17 protein-coding genes are annotated in these 15,022 nt (G+C 65.4%); 5 read left to right on the forward strand and 12 right to left on the reverse strand.

Annotation, left to right across the window (positions count from 1 at the left end; translation table 11 throughout):
* Positions 1-6: 6 nt before the first annotated feature.
* Together ACQR10_RS25360 and ACQR10_RS25365 are read right to left on the reverse strand one after the other, a co-directional pair.
* Positions 7-1,908, reverse strand: a complete 1,902-nt coding sequence (locus tag ACQR10_RS25360; protein WP_434912103.1) for a feruloyl-CoA synthase — start codon at positions 1,906-1,908, stop codon at positions 7-9.
* A gap of 1 nt (position 1,909) precedes the next feature.
* Positions 1,910-2,713, reverse strand: a complete 804-nt coding sequence (locus ACQR10_RS25365; RefSeq protein ID WP_315805726.1) for a crotonase/enoyl-CoA hydratase family protein — start codon at positions 2,711-2,713, stop codon at positions 1,910-1,912.
* 784 nt (positions 2,714-3,497) lie between these two features.
* Between ACQR10_RS25365 and ACQR10_RS25370 the strand changes: the two genes are divergently transcribed.
* On the forward strand, positions 3,498-3,827 hold the full coding sequence (locus tag ACQR10_RS25370; RefSeq protein WP_316216432.1) for a hypothetical protein: 330 nt from the start codon (positions 3,498-3,500) through the stop codon (positions 3,825-3,827).
* Between the two features lie 201 nt (positions 3,828-4,028).
* Here ACQR10_RS25370 and ACQR10_RS25375 read toward each other — a convergent pair whose 3' ends face one another.
* The 4 genes from ACQR10_RS25375 to ACQR10_RS25390 all read right to left on the reverse strand — a co-directional run bounded on the left by ACQR10_RS25375 (position 4,029) and on the right by ACQR10_RS25390 (position 7,615).
* Complete coding sequence (locus tag ACQR10_RS25375; RefSeq protein WP_316216431.1) at positions 4,029-4,508, reverse strand: DUF3237 domain-containing protein; 480 nt, start codon at positions 4,506-4,508, stop codon at positions 4,029-4,031.
* Positions 4,508-5,827, reverse strand: a complete 1,320-nt coding sequence (locus tag ACQR10_RS25380; protein WP_315805176.1) for a TRAP transporter large permease — start codon at positions 5,825-5,827, stop codon at positions 4,508-4,510. The genes ACQR10_RS25375 and ACQR10_RS25380 overlap by 1 nt, the downstream gene beginning before the upstream one ends.
* Before the next feature lie 6 nt (positions 5,828-5,833).
* Positions 5,834-6,343, reverse strand: coding sequence for a TRAP transporter small permease (locus ACQR10_RS25385; RefSeq protein ID WP_315805177.1), 510 nt, complete (start codon positions 6,341-6,343; stop codon positions 5,834-5,836).
* 252 nt (positions 6,344-6,595) lie between these two features.
* A complete protein-coding gene (locus ACQR10_RS25390; protein WP_316216430.1) occupies positions 6,596-7,615 on the reverse strand; it encodes a TRAP transporter substrate-binding protein in 1,020 nt (339 codons plus the stop codon).
* Between the two features lie 397 nt (positions 7,616-8,012).
* Here ACQR10_RS25390 and ACQR10_RS25395 point away from each other — a divergent pair, with 397 nt between their 5' ends.
* Positions 8,013-8,426, forward strand: coding sequence for a PaaI family thioesterase (locus tag ACQR10_RS25395; RefSeq protein ID WP_315805179.1), 414 nt, complete (start codon positions 8,013-8,015; stop codon positions 8,424-8,426).
* Between the two features lie 5 nt (positions 8,427-8,431).
* On the opposite strand, the gene ACQR10_RS25400 is transcribed toward ACQR10_RS25395, so the two are convergent.
* Positions 8,432-9,316: a LysR family transcriptional regulator gene (locus ACQR10_RS25400; RefSeq protein ID WP_316216429.1), complete on the reverse strand. Its 885-nt coding sequence runs from the start codon at positions 9,314-9,316 to the stop codon at positions 8,432-8,434.
* A 120-nt stretch (positions 9,317-9,436) separates the two neighbouring features.
* Here ACQR10_RS25400 and ACQR10_RS25405 point away from each other — a divergent pair, with 120 nt between their 5' ends.
* Positions 9,437-10,060, forward strand: a complete 624-nt coding sequence (locus ACQR10_RS25405) for a pyridoxamine 5'-phosphate oxidase family protein (RefSeq protein WP_316216428.1) — start codon at positions 9,437-9,439, stop codon at positions 10,058-10,060.
* A gap of 189 nt (positions 10,061-10,249) precedes the next feature.
* On the opposite strand, the gene ACQR10_RS25410 is transcribed toward ACQR10_RS25405, so the two are convergent.
* Positions 10,250-10,978, reverse strand: a complete 729-nt coding sequence (locus tag ACQR10_RS25410; RefSeq protein ID WP_316216427.1) for a glutathione S-transferase family protein — start codon at positions 10,976-10,978, stop codon at positions 10,250-10,252.
* A gap of 219 nt (positions 10,979-11,197) precedes the next feature.
* Here ACQR10_RS25410 and ACQR10_RS25415 point away from each other — a divergent pair, with 219 nt between their 5' ends.
* Complete coding sequence (locus tag ACQR10_RS25415) at positions 11,198-11,896, forward strand: helix-turn-helix transcriptional regulator (RefSeq protein WP_315713748.1); 699 nt, start codon at positions 11,198-11,200, stop codon at positions 11,894-11,896.
* Positions 11,889-12,209, forward strand: a complete 321-nt coding sequence (locus ACQR10_RS25420; RefSeq protein WP_316216426.1) for a YkgJ family cysteine cluster protein — start codon at positions 11,889-11,891, stop codon at positions 12,207-12,209. The genes ACQR10_RS25415 and ACQR10_RS25420 overlap by 8 nt, the downstream gene beginning before the upstream one ends.
* A 24-nt stretch (positions 12,210-12,233) precedes the next feature.
* Here the strand turns inward: ACQR10_RS25420 and ACQR10_RS25425 are convergent, their stop codons facing one another.
* From ACQR10_RS25425 to ACQR10_RS25440, 4 genes are all read right to left on the reverse strand, one after another.
* Positions 12,234-12,626, reverse strand: coding sequence for a hypothetical protein (locus tag ACQR10_RS25425; protein WP_315805267.1), 393 nt, complete (start codon positions 12,624-12,626; stop codon positions 12,234-12,236).
* A 139-nt stretch (positions 12,627-12,765) separates the two neighbouring features.
* The gene (locus tag ACQR10_RS25430) at positions 12,766-13,116 is read right to left on the reverse strand and encodes a DUF3307 domain-containing protein (protein ID WP_315805268.1); all 351 of its coding nucleotides are present in this window, start codon (positions 13,114-13,116) and stop codon (positions 12,766-12,768) included.
* Between the two features lie 316 nt (positions 13,117-13,432).
* Positions 13,433-14,314 (reverse strand): DUF6537 domain-containing protein, encoded by an 882-nt coding sequence (locus tag ACQR10_RS25435; protein ID WP_434912104.1) that lies wholly within the window; start codon positions 14,312-14,314, stop codon positions 13,433-13,435.
* Between the two features lie 20 nt (positions 14,315-14,334).
* Positions 14,335-15,003, reverse strand: coding sequence for a Crp/Fnr family transcriptional regulator (locus ACQR10_RS25440; protein ID WP_315713745.1), 669 nt, complete (start codon positions 15,001-15,003; stop codon positions 14,335-14,337).
* Between the last annotated feature and the right edge of the window lie 19 nt (positions 15,004-15,022).

A 15,022-nucleotide genomic window follows, 5' to 3' on the forward strand; every position in this document is an offset into this window, starting at 1 on the left:
CGTCGATCAGCCGGCGATGATGATGTCGCCGTCCGGCGTCGCGGCGTAGATGCGTTCGATCAGGTCCTTGCGGTTCTCCAGCACGGCGCGCTGGTTGATCGATCCCTTGTCGGTGACCTCGCCCTTGTCGATCGACAGCGGCTCGCCGAGCAGCACGGCGCGCGTGATCCGCGTCGACGAGCCGGTCGCGGTGCCCTGGAACTTGGCGAAGCGCTCGCGGAACGCCTGGACGATGAGCGGATCCGCCGCCGTCGCGGCGAGATCGTCCATCGGCAGGGTCGCATTGATGAGCCGGCAGCCGTCGAGATCGAGCACGACGATGGCCGCGATCTCGTCGCGGTTGATGCCTGCGATGATGACGTCGCGCGCCAGCGGCGCGCAGGCGGCGATGAAGCGCGCCCTGAGAGGACCGACCGAGACCCAGGTGCCCGACGCCAGCTTGAAGTCCTCGGCAACACGGCCGTCGAAATCGAAGCCGGCATTGAAGTCGTCGGGATCGACGGGCTTCAGCGCGTCGCCCATCTTGTAGTAGCCTTCGTCATCGAAGGCCGCGGCCGAGACCTCCGGCAGGCGCCAATAGCCCGGCGTCACGTTCGGCCCCTTGGCGCGCACTTCCATCTTGCCGTTGTTGGGAACGAGCTTGGCCTCATTGCCCGACACCGGCAGGCCGACATGGCCGGAGCGGCTAGTGCGCGGATTGACCGACATGAAGAACGGTGCGGTCTCGGTGGAGCCGAGGCCCGTCAGCATCGGCACGCGAGTGCCCGTCTCGGCCACTGAGAGCTCGTCGAGCTCGTTCCAGACATGTGGCGCGAGTGCGGCGCCGGAGAAGAACATCGCGTGCAGCCGCTGGAAGAAGGACTTCCGCAGCGCCGGGTCCTCGCGGAAATAGGGCAGCAGCGACTCGTAGCCCTTGGGGACGTTGAAATAGACCGTCGGCGAGATCTCGCGCAGGTTTCGCACGGTTTCCTCGATGCCGCCGGGCACCGGCTTGCCCTGGTCGAGATACATCGAGCCGCCGTTGAACAGGGTCAGGCCGATATTGTGGTTGCCGCCGAAGGTGTGATTCCAGGGCAGCCAGTCGATGATCACGGGCGGCTCGTCCTTGAGGAAGGCGAGTGTCTCGCGGATCATCACCTGGTTGGCGCAGATCATGCGCTGGGTATTGATCACGGCCTTCGGATTGCCGGTCGAGCCCGAGGTCAGCAGGAATTTCGCGATCGTGTCGGGGCCGATCTTGTCATGGGCGGCGTCGAGGCCAGGAAACAGCGGCGATGCGATGAGATCGGCGAGCATCGTGATCTTGCGGCCCGGCACCGAGCCGAACGACGCCACGATCTCGGTGCCGTCGGGCACGTTCGCGGCGAGCGCGTCGGCGAACTTGTCGGCGTCGTCGACGAAGACGAGGCCCGGCGTCAGCAGCTTCATCAGATAAGCGAGCTTGCCGTAGTCGCGCGACACCAGCGAGTAGGCCGGCGACACCGGGCAGAACGGCACGCCGGCATAGAGCGAGCCGAACGCGACCAGGGCATGATCGATCGAATTGCCCGACAGGATCATCACCGGGCGGCCCGGCGAGAGTCCGCGGGCGAGCAGCCCCGAGGCGATGTGCCGGCTCGCCGCCAGCAGTGTGGCATAGGTCAGCTCGCGCCAGCCCTCGGGCCCGACGCGCTCGGCCATGAACACGCGCTCTGGTGTGGCTTTGGCGAAGTGATGCAGCCGGTCCGTGATCCGCTGCGGATAGTCGCCGAGCGGCTGCTTCGGACGGAGATAGATGGTGCCGTCGTCGCGGCGATCGACGGTGACCGCGGGATCGTTGAACGAGATCGCGCGCAACGGATGAACACTGGCGGTGCGCGCCGTGTCGTCCGTTCCTCCCTGTGTGCTTCTTATTGTTTGTGTGGTCATGTCACGTCGGCTTCACTTTGGCGGTCTTGTGATCGAGGAAGGCGCGGATGCGACTCTTGGCCTCCTTGTCGCTCTGCGCGACGGTGGCCATCAGCGATTCCATCAGCAGACCGGTCTGCGGATTGGCCTCCGCGATCATCGGCAGCGCCTGCAGCACCGCGAAATTCGTCAGCGGCGCGTTGCCCGCGATCTTGGCGGCCAACTCCATGGCCTTGGTCATCGAGGCACCGGCCTCGACGAGATATTGGGCGAAGCCGTAGGACGAGCCTTCGGTCGCGGAATAGACGCGACCGGTCAGCATCATGTCCATCATGCGGGCGACGCCGATCAGGCGCGGCAGCCGCACCGAGCCACCGCCTCCGACGAAGATGCCGCGCTGGCCTTCGGGCAGCGCGAAGTAAGCCGACGGCTCGGCGACACGGATATGCGCGGCGCAGGCGAGCTCGAGACCGCCACCGATGACGGCCCCCTTCAGTGCGGCGATCACCGGCACGCGGCAATACTGGATGCGGTCGAACACGCGATGCCACATCTGCGAGTGCACCAGGCCCTCGGTCGCGTCGCGCTCGCGCAATTCGGAGAGATCGAGGCCGGAGGAGAAATTGTCGCCGAGGCCGTGGATCACGACGCAGCGGACGTCGTCGGGCAGGCTGGTGAAGCGCTCGCCGATGGCGAGGATGATGCCGTCATTCAGCGCGTTGCGCTTGGCCGGGCGGTTGAGCCCGATCGTCAGGACGGCGCCCTGCTGTTCGATCTGCAGCAGAGACGGATCGCCCGCTGGCGTGGCGGTGTCGGCGTTTCCCATCGCTTGATTGTGTCCTGTTCAGAATAGTTATGTTTTATAACGATCTTCGCGGGAGTCAATAAGCGGCGCCCGACATCATGTTGTGCGATGCAAAACAACAAGCCGCGGGGGGCGCGGCCAGACGCAGCATGGTAAGGCCCGCCTGCGCGCGAAGGCAAATGACATGATCCGGCATTCCCGCGGCGAAATCACGCCCGGGGCTTTGCTGATCGTGTTCACCCTCCGGTGCGGAGGGCGCAGGGAAGGCCAGGCGTCGGCTGACGCCTGCGGCCCGCCTGCGAAAAGAATGCAGGCGGCAGGTACCACAGGTGCAGCCGAGAACGCCCGGCCTTCCCTGCGCGATGGTCTTCACGCTTATACGCAGTCTCCCTGGTGCGCCGGGCTTTTTGGCCACCATCACCGCGCAGCGCCTCCGGCGCCATCACGGCTTGATACCAGCGTCGGGGTATCAGGACGCTGCGATTTCACGTCCACGAGACGTTCGTTCGTCCGCAGGCCCGGTCGAGCCTGCTGCGAAGTCTCGCGGCCATCGCTCCCCGCCCCGCGTGTCGTGACGATCGCGCGCTACGCCCCTCTGCGATGGGACGGGATGGCGGGAGAGAACCATAATTTCCGATAATACGCAAGTCATTTCTTTTTTTCGGTCTCCAGCAATGAATGCCCTCAGGCCGCAACTTCGGGGGCGTCGTCCGAAATGAACGGCCGACAACATCGCGTTCAGCACGACTTCAAAGCACGCGCTGTAGAACGTCTACCGTCACCACACTTCCCAATGGAGGGGACCATGGTTTCGCTGAAGACATCTCTCGCTGGCGGCGTTGCCGCGCTTGCCATGACCGCCACCCTGCTCGCCGGCGCCGCGCCCGCCCAGGCGCATGACGGCCGCAACGCGGCGCTGATCGGCGGCCTGGTGGCCGGGGCTCTCATCGGCGGCGCGCTGGCGTCGGCTTCGGAAGCGCAGGCGTATGAGCCTGCCCCGGTCTATCGTTCGCATTACCGCGACGCGGCGTATGACGGCTACGGCTACGAGCGCCAGCGCTACGTTCCGGCCTACCGCGACCGCAATTGCGACCACGGCTATGGCCGGGCGGCGGATTGGGACGACGAGGACTGATCGAACGTCTTCCTGGATTTCGACGCCGCCGCGCCGAACGATCCTGTCAGTTAGTTGCTCCGTCATTGCGAGGAGCCAACGGGTCCGCGCAAAGCGCGGCCCGATGACAGGCTCCGCGACGAAGCAATCCAGAGTCCCGCACACCACCCTGGATTGCTTCGCTGCGCTCGCAATGACGGCGTGTGTGGTCGGCCGCCGGGCCTACAGCACCATATGCACGTCGATGATGACGCGGTCCGCGTGCCTCGCGGCGGAGCCGACGAAGACGTGCTCCATCAGCCAGCGATATTTCTCGTGGCCGGTCTCGAAGCGCGGATGGGTGCGGAAGTAGATCAGCTTGGGGTCCACGGGCTCGCCGCGCTTGAGCTTCTGCAACAGGTCGACCGGTCCGAAGCGGATGCCGCGGTTCTCGACGTAGATCGTCGCGCCGTCGTCGGTCTCGAAGCCATATTTGGCTTCGAGGTCGATCAGCTCGTTCGGACGGATGATTTGGAAGTCGGCGCCGAAATTGCAGATCCTGCCCCTGATGCCCTCACCGGCGCGGCCGGGGCCCTTCACCTCGCCGCCATGGATCGGGATGATCCGGCGCACGCCGATGCCGGTCTCGCCGGCACTGGTGACGTCGCCGATCATCACGGTGAGGGTGAAGACGTAGCGGGTCTCGAGGATCGGGGTCGTCATCAGCGGGCCATCATCTGTTGCGGCAGCCAGGTGGCCAGCAGCGGGAAGGCGATCAGGATCACCAGGCGGATCAGGTCGGTGACGACGAAGGGCAGCACGCCCTTGAAGATCGTCGAGAACGACACGTCCTTCACCACGCTCTTGATGACGAAGACGTTCATGCCGACTGGCGGATGGATCAGGCCGAGCTCGACGGTCATCACGATGATGACGCCGAACCAGATCGGATCGAAGCCGAGATGGGAGATGACCGGGAAGATGATCGGCACGGTCAGGATGATCATCGCCATCGCATCCATCAGGCAGCCGAGCACGAGATACATCACCATGATCAGCGCCAGCACCCCGTAGGGGCCGAGGCCGAGGCCGGTGAGGAACTCCGTCACCTTCTGCGGCGTCTGCGTCACCGTCAGGAAGTAGCCGAAGATGAGCGCGCCGATCAGCACGGTGAACACCGCGGCCGCGGTGCGCGTGGCCTGCAGCAGCGAAGCCAGGATCTTGTCCTTGTCGAGCCGGCCGGTGAACACGCCGATCAGGAATGCGCCGGTGGCGCCGACGCCGCCGGCTTCCGTCGGCGTGAAGCGCGGCAGGAACGGCAGACCATAGAGACCGCCGATCACGAACAGGAACAGGAGCACCGGCGCCCAGATGCCTTTCAGGCCCGCGATGCGCTCGCGCCACGGCGGCGCCTCGCCCTTCGGGAGAAAATCCGGCCTGACACGGCCGATCACCGTGATGGTGATCATGTACATGGTCATCGCCAACAGGCCGGGGATGATGCCCGCGATGAACAGCTTGCCGATGTCCTGCTCGGTGATGATGCCGTAGACGGCGAGCACGGTCGACGGCGGCAGCATCGCGCCGAGCGTGCCGCCCGCGGCGATGACGCCGGTGGCGAAGGACTGCGGATAGCCGAAGCGGCGCATCTCGGGATAGGCCACCGCCGAGAACGTCGCGGCAGTCGCCACGGACGAGCCGCAGATCGCAGCGAAGCCGCCGCAGGCGGCGACGGTGGCGATGCCGAGCCCGCCGCGCAGATGGCCGACGAAGCCGTTGGCGGCGCGGAACAGCTCGCGGCTCATGCCGGAGTTGGACACGAACGTTCCCATCAGCAGGAACATCGGGATCACGCCGAACGTGTAGTCCGTGACCGTGCGCATCGAGGTCTGGCCGACCAGCTTCAACGCCGCCGTGCCGTTGACGAGATAGGCGAAGCCGGACACGCCGACGAGTCCCATCGCCATGCCGACGGGCACGCGCAGCAGCATCAGCGCAAACAGCGCAACAAAGCCGATGACGGCAACCGCATCCGTGCTCATGCGGCACTACTCCGTGGGCTTGACGTGAGGGTCATGAATCTCCTCGGGGTGGAAGATCAGGCGATAGGTCCGGATGGCGATCAGGAGCACCGCCGAAACGTCGCCGATCCAGGCGATGGCGAAGAACGGCCAGGTCGGCATGTGCAGATCGAAGGTGAGGACGTTGTCCTCATAGGTGCCGCGCACCTTGTCGAACAGGGTCCAGGTCTGCACCGTGACGACGAACAGCAGCACCAGCGTTGCGAAGATGTCGATCCAGCGCTGATAGCGCGGGCCGACATTGCCCCAGATCAGATCCACGGTGATGTGGGTGCCGCGATAGGATGTCGCAGCGATGCCCCAGAAGATCAGAATGCCGAGCAGCATGCGCCCGATGTCGAAGGAATCGGGGATCGAATAGTTCAGCGTGTTGCGGAGCAGCACCGACAGGAAGATGTCGAGCGCGACGATGCCGACGAAGAACGCCGCGATCCATTCGATCGCATCGATGATCCGGTCCATGTAGGCGCGCTGCATGGCGTCCCCGTTTGAAATCTGGTCGTAGGCTTGAAGATTGGAGCGCGCGCTGCCGCGCAGCAGGCGGTGGGCCCCCTCGCCCCGCCAGGGCGAAGCGAAGCTTCGCTAAGGCGGGGAGAGGGTTGGGGTGAGGGGGTACAGGTCTAACGGCTCGCACCACCCGTGCGGCTGCCCCTCACCCCGACCCTCTCTCCGTCAGAACGGGGAGAGGGAGCGCACCGTCTGCTGCGCAACAGCGCGATGTAAAGAGCGCTACTGCGCCAGCGCGTTGTACTTGGCGAGCGAGGCCTTCAGCTCGGTCATGGCGGCCTCGGCGTCGACGCCGGTCTTCTTGACGCCGTCGGCCCAGGTCTTGAACAGCGGCTCGGAGGCCTTCTTCCACAAAGCGGTCTGCTCCGGCGTCAGCTTGTAGACCTCCTGGCCGGACTCGGCCTTGATCTTGTCCACGCCGGCGTCCTCGAACTTGCCCCAGGGCTCGCCGACCTTGCCGGCGGTCTCCGTGTTGCAATTGTCGTCGATCGCCTTCTTCTGCATCGCCGACATCTGGTTGTACTTGTCCTTGTTCATGACGAACACGAAGGTCGTCACGTAGAACGGCGCGTCCATGTGGTACTTCGTGACCTTGTCGACTCCGAACAGCACCAGCGAGCCCGCCGGAAAGGTGACGCCGTCAGCGACACCGCGCTCGATGATGTCGCGCACTTCCGGCGCCGACGACTGCACATTGGTGCCGCCGAGCAGGGTGACGAAATTGGCGATCGTCGCATCCGCCGGGCGGATCTTCATGCCCTTGACGTCCTCGGGCACGACGACCTTCTTGGTGCGGGTGTGGAAAGCCGAGGGCGTGTGGACGAAGGCGAGGCAATACTTGACGTCCTTCATCTCCTTCTCGGCATATTTGCGGTACCACGCGTCCAGACCTTCCGAGCCGCCCTTGGCGTCGGAGACTAGGAACGGCAGCTCGCCGGCGCCGATGATCGGGAAACGGCCGGGCTGATAGCCGGGATTCACATAGGTGACATCGGCGATGCCGTCGCGCGCCATGTCGTAATGGTCGAAGGCCTTGCCGAGCTGCTGCGCCGGGAACACCTTGCCCTTGATGGTGCCGCCCGAGGCCTTTTCGACCGATGCGGCCCAATCCTCCAGCGCCTTCTGCAGCGGATGGCTGGCGGGCACCCAGTGCGAGATCTTCAGCTCGAACGTCTTGTCCTGCGCGAGCACGGGGGTGGTCACACCGGCAGCCAGCGCCAACGCCAGAAGCGTCTTCCTCATCGGGATCCTCTCCTTCCATCATGGGCCTTCGAGGGCCCTTTGCTTCATTGTTATAGCATATAACCATCATTGCAAGCGTGACGGCAGACCCGCCGTCGCGGCACGCGCGAGCCTGCCCCTATCGCGCCAGCCAGCGCAAGCCTGGCAGACGAAAGTTGCAGCCGCGCGACCAATTCATTAACACGTTAAGCATCTTGAGTGCACCCGAAATTGCACGGCTGCGTCGGCACACCGCGAAATTGCCAGGAGGGGTCGAGCGGCCCTGCGCCATCTCCGCCGGCGTCGGCGCGCACCGTTTCAAACATCGGCGCAAAACACGTTTGAAACTTTGTAGGCGGTGCAAAACGCGCGGAGACGTCGTTGACTGCGGACATCGCCAGCAATGATCGAGACACGTGTGAGCAGCATTCCCGCCGGCTTCGAGCCGCATTTCCGCAAGAGCCCGTTCACCGATCCCTGGGAGCCGCTCTACGCCAGGAGAACCGACAAGGCCGTCATCCTCGGCCTGCGGCTCGCCGTGCCGCACACCAATTCGCGCGGGCTGATCCATGGCGGCCTGATCGCATCGCTGGCCGACAATGCGATGGGCTATAGCTGCGCCCAGACGCTGGGCTGGGAGGCGTCGTTGGTGACGATCAACCTCGCAGTCGACTACATCGGCAGCGCCGGGATCGGGCAGTGGCTCAGCGTCGAGAGCGACGTCATCAAGAGCGGACGCACCGTCTGCTTCGTGCAGAGCCTGGTGCTGGCCGACGACGCCGTGATCGCGCGGGCGAACGCGACGTTTCGCGTGGTGCCGAAGAAGGAGTGACGTCGTCAGCCGAAGCGCCAGTCGCAGGTCGTGGCGATCAGGTCGATGAAGGCGCGGACCTTGGCTGATAGGAGCCGGGAGTTCGGGAACACGATGTGGATGGGAAGTGGCGGCGGCTCGTATTTCGCCAGCACCCGCTTGAGGCGGCCGCCACGCAGCGCGTCGGCGGCCTGATAGGCCATCACCCGTGTCACGCCGCCGGCCGCCTCGGCATACTGGATCGCGGCGTCGGCATTGTTGGTGACGAGCCGCGGGCTGACCGCAATCCGCAGTTCCCGGCCCTCCTTGACGAAGCGCCATTCGTCGGCCGGGCCGAACTGGATGGTCTGGTGCTTCGCCAGCGCATCGGGTGTCCGCGGCTCGCCTTGGCCTTTGAAGTAGGCGGGAGCCCCGACCACGATCCGGCGCATGCTGCCGACCTGGCGGGCCACGAGCGACGAATCGCCGAGATGGCCGATCCGAACGGCGCAGTCGACGCCGTCCTCCACCAGATTGATCTGGCGGTCCTCGAGGCGCAGCTCGGCCGCGACCTCGGCATAGCGGCTCAGATACGCGGCCATGACCGGACCGACATGGAGCCGGCCGAAGCCGACCGGCGCCGAGACCACCAGCCGCCCCACCGGCTGCAGGCGCTCGCTCTCCGCGGCGCGCTCCGCCTCCGCCAGATCGGCCAGGATGCGGCCAGCGCGTTCCAGATAGCGTCGTCCGGAATCGGTCAGCGTCACCGAGCGCGTCGTCCGCTGCAGCAGGCGGACGCCAAGATGCGCTTCGAGCGCGGCGACCAAACGGGTGACCGCCGATGGTGACAGCTTGAGCCGGCGCGCCGCCGGTGCGAAGCCGTTCAGCTCGGCGACGGTGACGAACGCCTGCATGGCATCGATGCGGTCCATGGGATTATTGCAACATCTGCAACGATCCAATGTCAACTGGTCAGATTATTTCCCTGGGGGATTGGGACCATATTGCCTTCACGGCGGCAGTCACGGCCGCAGCGACAAGGAGTCATTGCGATGACCCAGCCAACCATCCAGGCCCCCGGCGACGTCATGTTCTCACCCGCCGTCAAGGCGATCCAGGCCCGCAAGGGGTCGCGCGAGAGCTACGCGCATGTGGAGCAGAGCCGCGGCTTTCGCCACGAGGTCGACGACGATCTCGCCGGCCGCCTCGCCGAGGCCACGAGCTTCTATCTCGCGACCGCCTCGGCCGACGGCCAGCCCTATATCCAGCATCGCGGCGGACCGAAGGGCTTTCTCAAGGTGCTCGACAGCCACACGCTGGCGTTCGCCGACTTCAGCGGCAACCGGCAGTACATCACCCAGGGCAATCTGTCGGAGAACCCGCACGCCTACATCTTCGTCATGGACTACGCGCATCGCCGCCGGGTGAAGATCTGGGGGACGGCGCGGGTGGTCGAGGATGATGCCGCGCTGACGGCCTCGCTGATTCCGAGAGGCTACAAGGCGCGGCCCGAGCAGGTCATGCTGTTCACGATCAGCGCCTGGGACACCAACTGCCCGCAGCACATCCCGCAGAAGTTCGACTCGGCCGACGTCGCGGAAGCGCTGGCCGTGCGCGATGCGCGCATCGCGGAGCTGGAGGCGGAGGTGACGCGGTTGAAGGGCGAGGCCCTCTGACGAAGTCCTCTGCCTTCAGCACTGTGGACCTGTGCTTGGTCGTCATTCCGGGGCAATCGTTCGTGCGCGGTAGTGCACGGGCGATTGAACCCGGAATCTCGACATGAGTAGAGCGCAAAACAATCTCGAGATTCCGGGTTCAAGGCCTGCGGCCTTGCCCCCGGAATGACGTGGGTGGGGCTTAAGAACTCAGGCGGCCTCGGCCGCCCTGCCCCAATCGAACTCGGGATAGTACTGCGCCATCATGCGCTCGGCATAGGCGACGAGATTGCCGAAGCTTTCGGTCCTGCGGCGGAGCTCGGATTCGAAGAACGGCGTGAGAATGCCGGCGATGACGGCGAACGCGGTCGCGTCGGTGCCGCATGGACGATCACCCATCAGATAAGGCCGGTCGCCGAGCTGCACCGACAGCGCGCGTAGCGAGCGCGCGGCGAGATCGACGTCCTCGTCCGGCGCGTGCCGGCCGAGCCCGGAGATCAGATAGTTCTCGGCGACACGAAACTGCGCGTCCTCGCGCAGCTTCTCGCGCTTGTCGGCCGGCACGCCGTCGAAGAAATGCGCCGGCCCCTTGGCGAAGTTGACCGGATCGACCCAGCGTGCCCCGACCAGCGCGAAATACAGATGATGCTCGATCATGCGCTCGAACCCCCAGGCCTGCGCCCGCGCGCGCACGTCGAGTCCGGAATCGAAGTCGAAGCCGTATTTGCGCTCGATGTGGGCACGGATGAAGGTCGAATCGGCAATCAGCTCGCCGCCGTCGTCGATGAAGGGCAGTTGCCCCTTCGGCGACGCCGGCGGCATCGCCCGCTGCTTCCGAAAAGCGAGGCCCGCCATCTTCAATTGCACCTCCGTCTTGGTGACGAAGGGGCTGATCTCCGGCAGGCCGAAGCCCGCGCCCAAACCGAACAATGTGATCATGACAGCACTCCCGACTTCCTGAGCAGACGCCGGACGCTACGGACGTGCTGCTGCCACCATGGTGTCAGCAGCGGCAGTAGCGTGGTGGCCAGGCCCAGGCCATAAAACATCATCATCGACATCACCCCTTCAATCTCGTTGTTGGCCCGGTATAAGGACAGGCTGCTGCCAGCATCCTGTCAGCATCGGCGGGGGTGCTCGCCGCTCGCAGGACACACCATGAGACGCGCCGACCGGCTGTTCCAGATCATCCAGGTGCTGAGACGCACGCGCCGCCCATTGACGGCGGATGCGATCGCGGCCGAGCTCGAGACCTCGAAGCGCACGATCTATCGCGACATCGCCACCCTGATCGGGCAGCGCGTGCCGATCCGCGGCGAGGCCGGCATGGGCTACATCCTGGAGAAGGGTTTCGATCTGCCGCCCTTGATGCTGACGCCGGACGAGATCGAGGCGGCGGTGCTTGGCGCGCAATGGGTCGCGGTCAACGCCGACCCGGTGCTGGCGCGCGCGGCGGAAGACCTGATGGCCAAGATCGCCGACACCGTGCCGGAGCGCTTAAGGCCATTCGTACTGGAGCCGGCGAGCCGCGCGCCGCGGCCGTGGATGCGCGAGCCGGACCGCATCGACATGTCACGCACGCGTTCGCAGATCCACGAGGGACGCAAGATCCGCTTACGCTATCGCGACGAGCAGGGCCGCGACAGCGAGCGCGTGATCTGGCCGATCGCGATCGGCTATCATGACGCGGTGCGCATCCTCGCCGCCTGGTGCGAGCTGCGTCGCGACTTCCGCAGCTTCAGGACCGACCGTGTCGTCGAGGCGGATTATCTCGACGACAAATATCCTGAAAGGCGCGAAGCGCTGCGCGCCAAATGGCGGCGCAGCCTGGTGTGGGAGGTTCCCAAGGATGTCTGAACAGGTGTCTGGCGAGACTGACAGCAGCCCCTGTCAGAGCTGCGGCGCGTGCTGCGCCTATTCGTCGAACTGGCCGCGCTTCACGATCGAGGAGGATGAAGCCCTCGACCTGATCCCGGCCGAGCTGGTCAACGAGCGGCTGTCGGGCATGCGCTGCGACGGCGACCGCTGCTGTGGGCTCGATGGCGAGATCGCGCGCGCCGTCGCGTGCCGGATCTACGCGATCCGCCCCGAGGTGTGCCGCATTTGCATGCCGGGTGACGCCGAATGCGCGATGGCCCGGCGCAAGTTCGGGCTGCCGGTGCTCGCCTGAGCCAAAGGCTAGGAAGACGGGGAGTCAGGCCGTGACCGGCTCGGGGCTGTCGTCGAGATCGTCCTCGAACGGCTTCATCACCGAGAGCGGCTTGGTCGACAGCGAGATCGGCTTGCGGCTCGAGGTCGCGCTGGCCGGACCCGCCCGACCGCCGCGGGACTGCGCATACAGCGCCGATCCGACCCGGCCGCCGAACTGCGACAGGTCCTGCTCGCTGCAGGTGGATGCAATCGCAAGCGCCAGCGGGTGAAGATGCGTGCGCCTGTAACAGAACAGCGCCAGCATGGCCCTCACATCGGCGGAGACGCTCTCGACCAGCGCGGGCAGCCCGTTGGCGTCGGCACGGTAGAGCTCGCCGAGAAGCTCGTCGCCGACCGGGCACGAATCGCTGTCGAACGCATCGCGACTTTGAAGCATCTGTTTGATTGCCATGGCGCGACGATGCGGCGCGAATCGCTAACGTCCGGTTAACCAAACCGAACGGTCGTCCCACCCCCGGCTTGACACGGGGCTGCCGCCGTCGGCGCAGCTTCGCCGCGACGCACCGCGACCGGACTCAGCCGTTCGCGGCCATGAAGATCGAGAGCCCGAATCCGGTGAGGTGATGCAGCGCCTGATCGACGCCGATCAGGGTCCAGAACCATCGGTGCTCGGTGTTCATGCCGAACCGCGACGAGCAGATGCCCTTGATGCGATCGATGGTGATGTGAATGGCGAAGTCGATCACGGCGACGAACCAGAATCTCGGCGCGACGATCAGGATCAGAACCATGGCGACGGCGAGATGGATCAGGCAGTGCACCAACAGCGGCAGCGCCCAGCCCTTCCGTTGGTCCTTGCCATAGGCCATCCAGGCGTTCTGCAGAACGAAGTCGCCAATGATGTGCTTGAAGGTCAGCAGCAGCATCCAGCCGACCAGCGCACCAACCGGAACCTGCGACGACAAAGAAGGAAAAGACAAAGCTGACGCTCTCGCTACGACTAACCCTTGGAACCAACCCTGGGAACCAACCCTTGGACGCACGGGGAACTGGAGGCGTTCAGCGCAATCTGATGAGAATACCCGGCCAATTCGACGCGTATGCGACGCTTATGACATCTCCGGTAGCGAATTGCACGCGAAAGGGAACCTCAAATCACGCCCTGCTACCCTTCCCGGCAATTCCGCGGGGGTAAGGTTACCCGCCACCGTGCATCTGCGAACCGGCCGCAGTCGCGGTGTTTCATTCCGCGGCGTCGGTCTTCGGTGCTGACAGCGCCCTCGCCCGGATCTGCGCGATGGCCCGCTTCAGCGCGCCCTGTCCCGGCTCTGCCAGCGCAACGGCGCGCGCCTCGGCGATGGCGGAGGCGAGATCCGAGATCGGCAGCACGCCATCGAAGGTGGGCTTGGCCAGGCCATCGATGATGGCATGCCAATCGGCGAGACCCTGCCGGTAGCCGTCGCCCTGTCCCTGGATCATGGTCGCCGTGCCGATCACGGCGGACGCCGCCGCAGGCTGCTTGTCCAGCGCGCGCGCGATCATGTGCAGCCACCGTTCGGCCCAGGCGCGCTCCTCGCCATAGCGCACCGACTGCAGCCGCCAGCGCCGCAGGCCGGCCATCAGCTTGAGACGGCGAATGGCGAGCGGCGATCGAACCGAGAAGCGGACCTTGACCCGGCGCCGGCCCAGCCAGCCGACCTGCTCGAAGGCTGCCAGCAACGATTCCGCCACGGCCTGCGGCAGCGCACCGATCAGTTCGTCGAGGCGAAACCGCCGCACGTCATCGCTCTCGCGTCCCCCCGGGCGCTGCCCCATGTCGAGCCTGATCAATCTGAGCTGGGCGATCCGGATCGGATCCTCGTAGGCCATGCGGGCGGCCAGCAGCTGCGCGATCTGAGACAGCATGCCGGCATCGACGTTCGATCTGCGCACGAATCGCTTGATGCGATCGACGTAGAGCTGCGCATAGCTCGCGCCCTGATACTCCATCAGCAGATGGATGCCATCGCTCACCGTCGGCACGGCGGCGTCAGGCAGGCCCTGAGGCAGAAAAGGCGGCTCGCCATCGTCGTCGCCGATGACGTCGGCGAACAGATATCGCAGCGAGGACCGGACGCTTTCCACTGGGCTTCAGGCTCCCCGGATCACGCCGGCTTGGCGACGGGCGCCGGCGCGGTGGTCTGTTGCGCCAGCCGCCGCTCGAGCGTTTCGATGTTCTGGAACAGCCGGGCGCTGGCGAGGCGCAGGAAGTAGAAGGCGAAGGCGGGGTTCTGGACGTAGAGCTGCTCGACCTGGTCGTAGGACACCGACAGGATCAGCCCGCCCTCGACGCATTCCAAGGTCTGCGTGCGCGTATTGGACGGGGAAATCATGCCGAACTCGCCGACGATCGCGCCCACCGGCAGCTCGATGCCGGATTCGACCAGGCGGAAGCGGCCGCTGACGATGTAGTACATGCTGTCGGCCTTCTCGTCCTTGTAGAACAGCACCTCGCCGGGACCGCATTTGCGCTCGGTCATGAACGGCTTCAGCCATTCCATGGAGAGGTCGCTGTTGACCGACTGCTTCACGTCGCGGACCAGTTGCAGCATCTGGTGGAGCCGGTAACTGTTGAGCGGCAGCAGCACCCCGTGCAGGATCAGGACCGGATAGTTGTGCATCGGCACCGCGGTCGCGATCAGGACGATGTTGGTGAGGATGGCGAAAACCCGCAGCGGAATCATGGTCCGCATCGACAGCGTGGCGACCACGAAGATCGAGGCGAAGAGGCTGCCGGCGGCGCCCGCATGTTCGACCAGGTGTGAGGTATCCATTGGGATCAACCAGACTCTT

It is taken from the genome of Bradyrhizobium sp. HKCCYLRH2060, from assembly GCF_051168135.1.
Taxonomy (GTDB): domain Bacteria; phylum Pseudomonadota; class Alphaproteobacteria; order Rhizobiales; family Xanthobacteraceae; genus Bradyrhizobium.

Excerpts from the sequence above, each read along its gene's own strand:
- ACQR10_RS25370 (WP_316216432.1), top strand. The coding sequence starts at position 3,498 with ATGGTTTCGCTGAAGACATCTCTCGCTGGCGGCGTTGCCGCGCTTGCC.
- ACQR10_RS25360 (WP_434912103.1), bottom strand. The coding sequence starts at position 1,908 with ATGACCACACAAACAATAAGAAGCACACAGGGAGGAACGGACGACACG.
- ACQR10_RS25425 (WP_315805267.1), bottom strand. The coding sequence starts at position 12,626 with ATGCTTCAAAGTCGCGATGCGTTCGACAGCGATTCGTGCCCGGTCGGC.
- ACQR10_RS25440 (WP_315713745.1), bottom strand. The coding sequence starts at position 15,003 with ATGGATACCTCACACCTGGTCGAACATGCGGGCGCCGCCGGCAGCCTC.
- ACQR10_RS25400 (WP_316216429.1), bottom strand. The coding sequence starts at position 9,316 with ATGGACCGCATCGATGCCATGCAGGCGTTCGTCACCGTCGCCGAGCTG.
- ACQR10_RS25375 (WP_316216431.1), bottom strand. The coding sequence starts at position 4,508 with ATGACGACCCCGATCCTCGAGACCCGCTACGTCTTCACCCTCACCGTG.
- ACQR10_RS25415 (WP_315713748.1), top strand. The coding sequence starts at position 11,198 with ATGAGACGCGCCGACCGGCTGTTCCAGATCATCCAGGTGCTGAGACGC.
- ACQR10_RS25405 (WP_316216428.1), top strand. The coding sequence starts at position 9,437 with ATGACCCAGCCAACCATCCAGGCCCCCGGCGACGTCATGTTCTCACCC.
- ACQR10_RS25365 (WP_315805726.1), bottom strand. The coding sequence starts at position 2,713 with ATGGGAAACGCCGACACCGCCACGCCAGCGGGCGATCCGTCTCTGCTG.
- ACQR10_RS25385 (WP_315805177.1), bottom strand. The coding sequence starts at position 6,343 with ATGCAGCGCGCCTACATGGACCGGATCATCGATGCGATCGAATGGATC.
- ACQR10_RS25430 (WP_315805268.1), bottom strand. The coding sequence starts at position 13,116 with ATGCTGCTGCTGACCTTCAAGCACATCATTGGCGACTTCGTTCTGCAG.
- ACQR10_RS25420 (WP_316216426.1), top strand. The coding sequence starts at position 11,889 with ATGTCTGAACAGGTGTCTGGCGAGACTGACAGCAGCCCCTGTCAGAGC.
- ACQR10_RS25380 (WP_315805176.1), bottom strand. The coding sequence starts at position 5,827 with ATGAGCACGGATGCGGTTGCCGTCATCGGCTTTGTTGCGCTGTTTGCG.
- ACQR10_RS25390 (WP_316216430.1), bottom strand. The coding sequence starts at position 7,615 with ATGAGGAAGACGCTTCTGGCGTTGGCGCTGGCTGCCGGTGTGACCACC.
- ACQR10_RS25410 (WP_316216427.1), bottom strand. The coding sequence starts at position 10,978 with ATGATCACATTGTTCGGTTTGGGCGCGGGCTTCGGCCTGCCGGAGATC.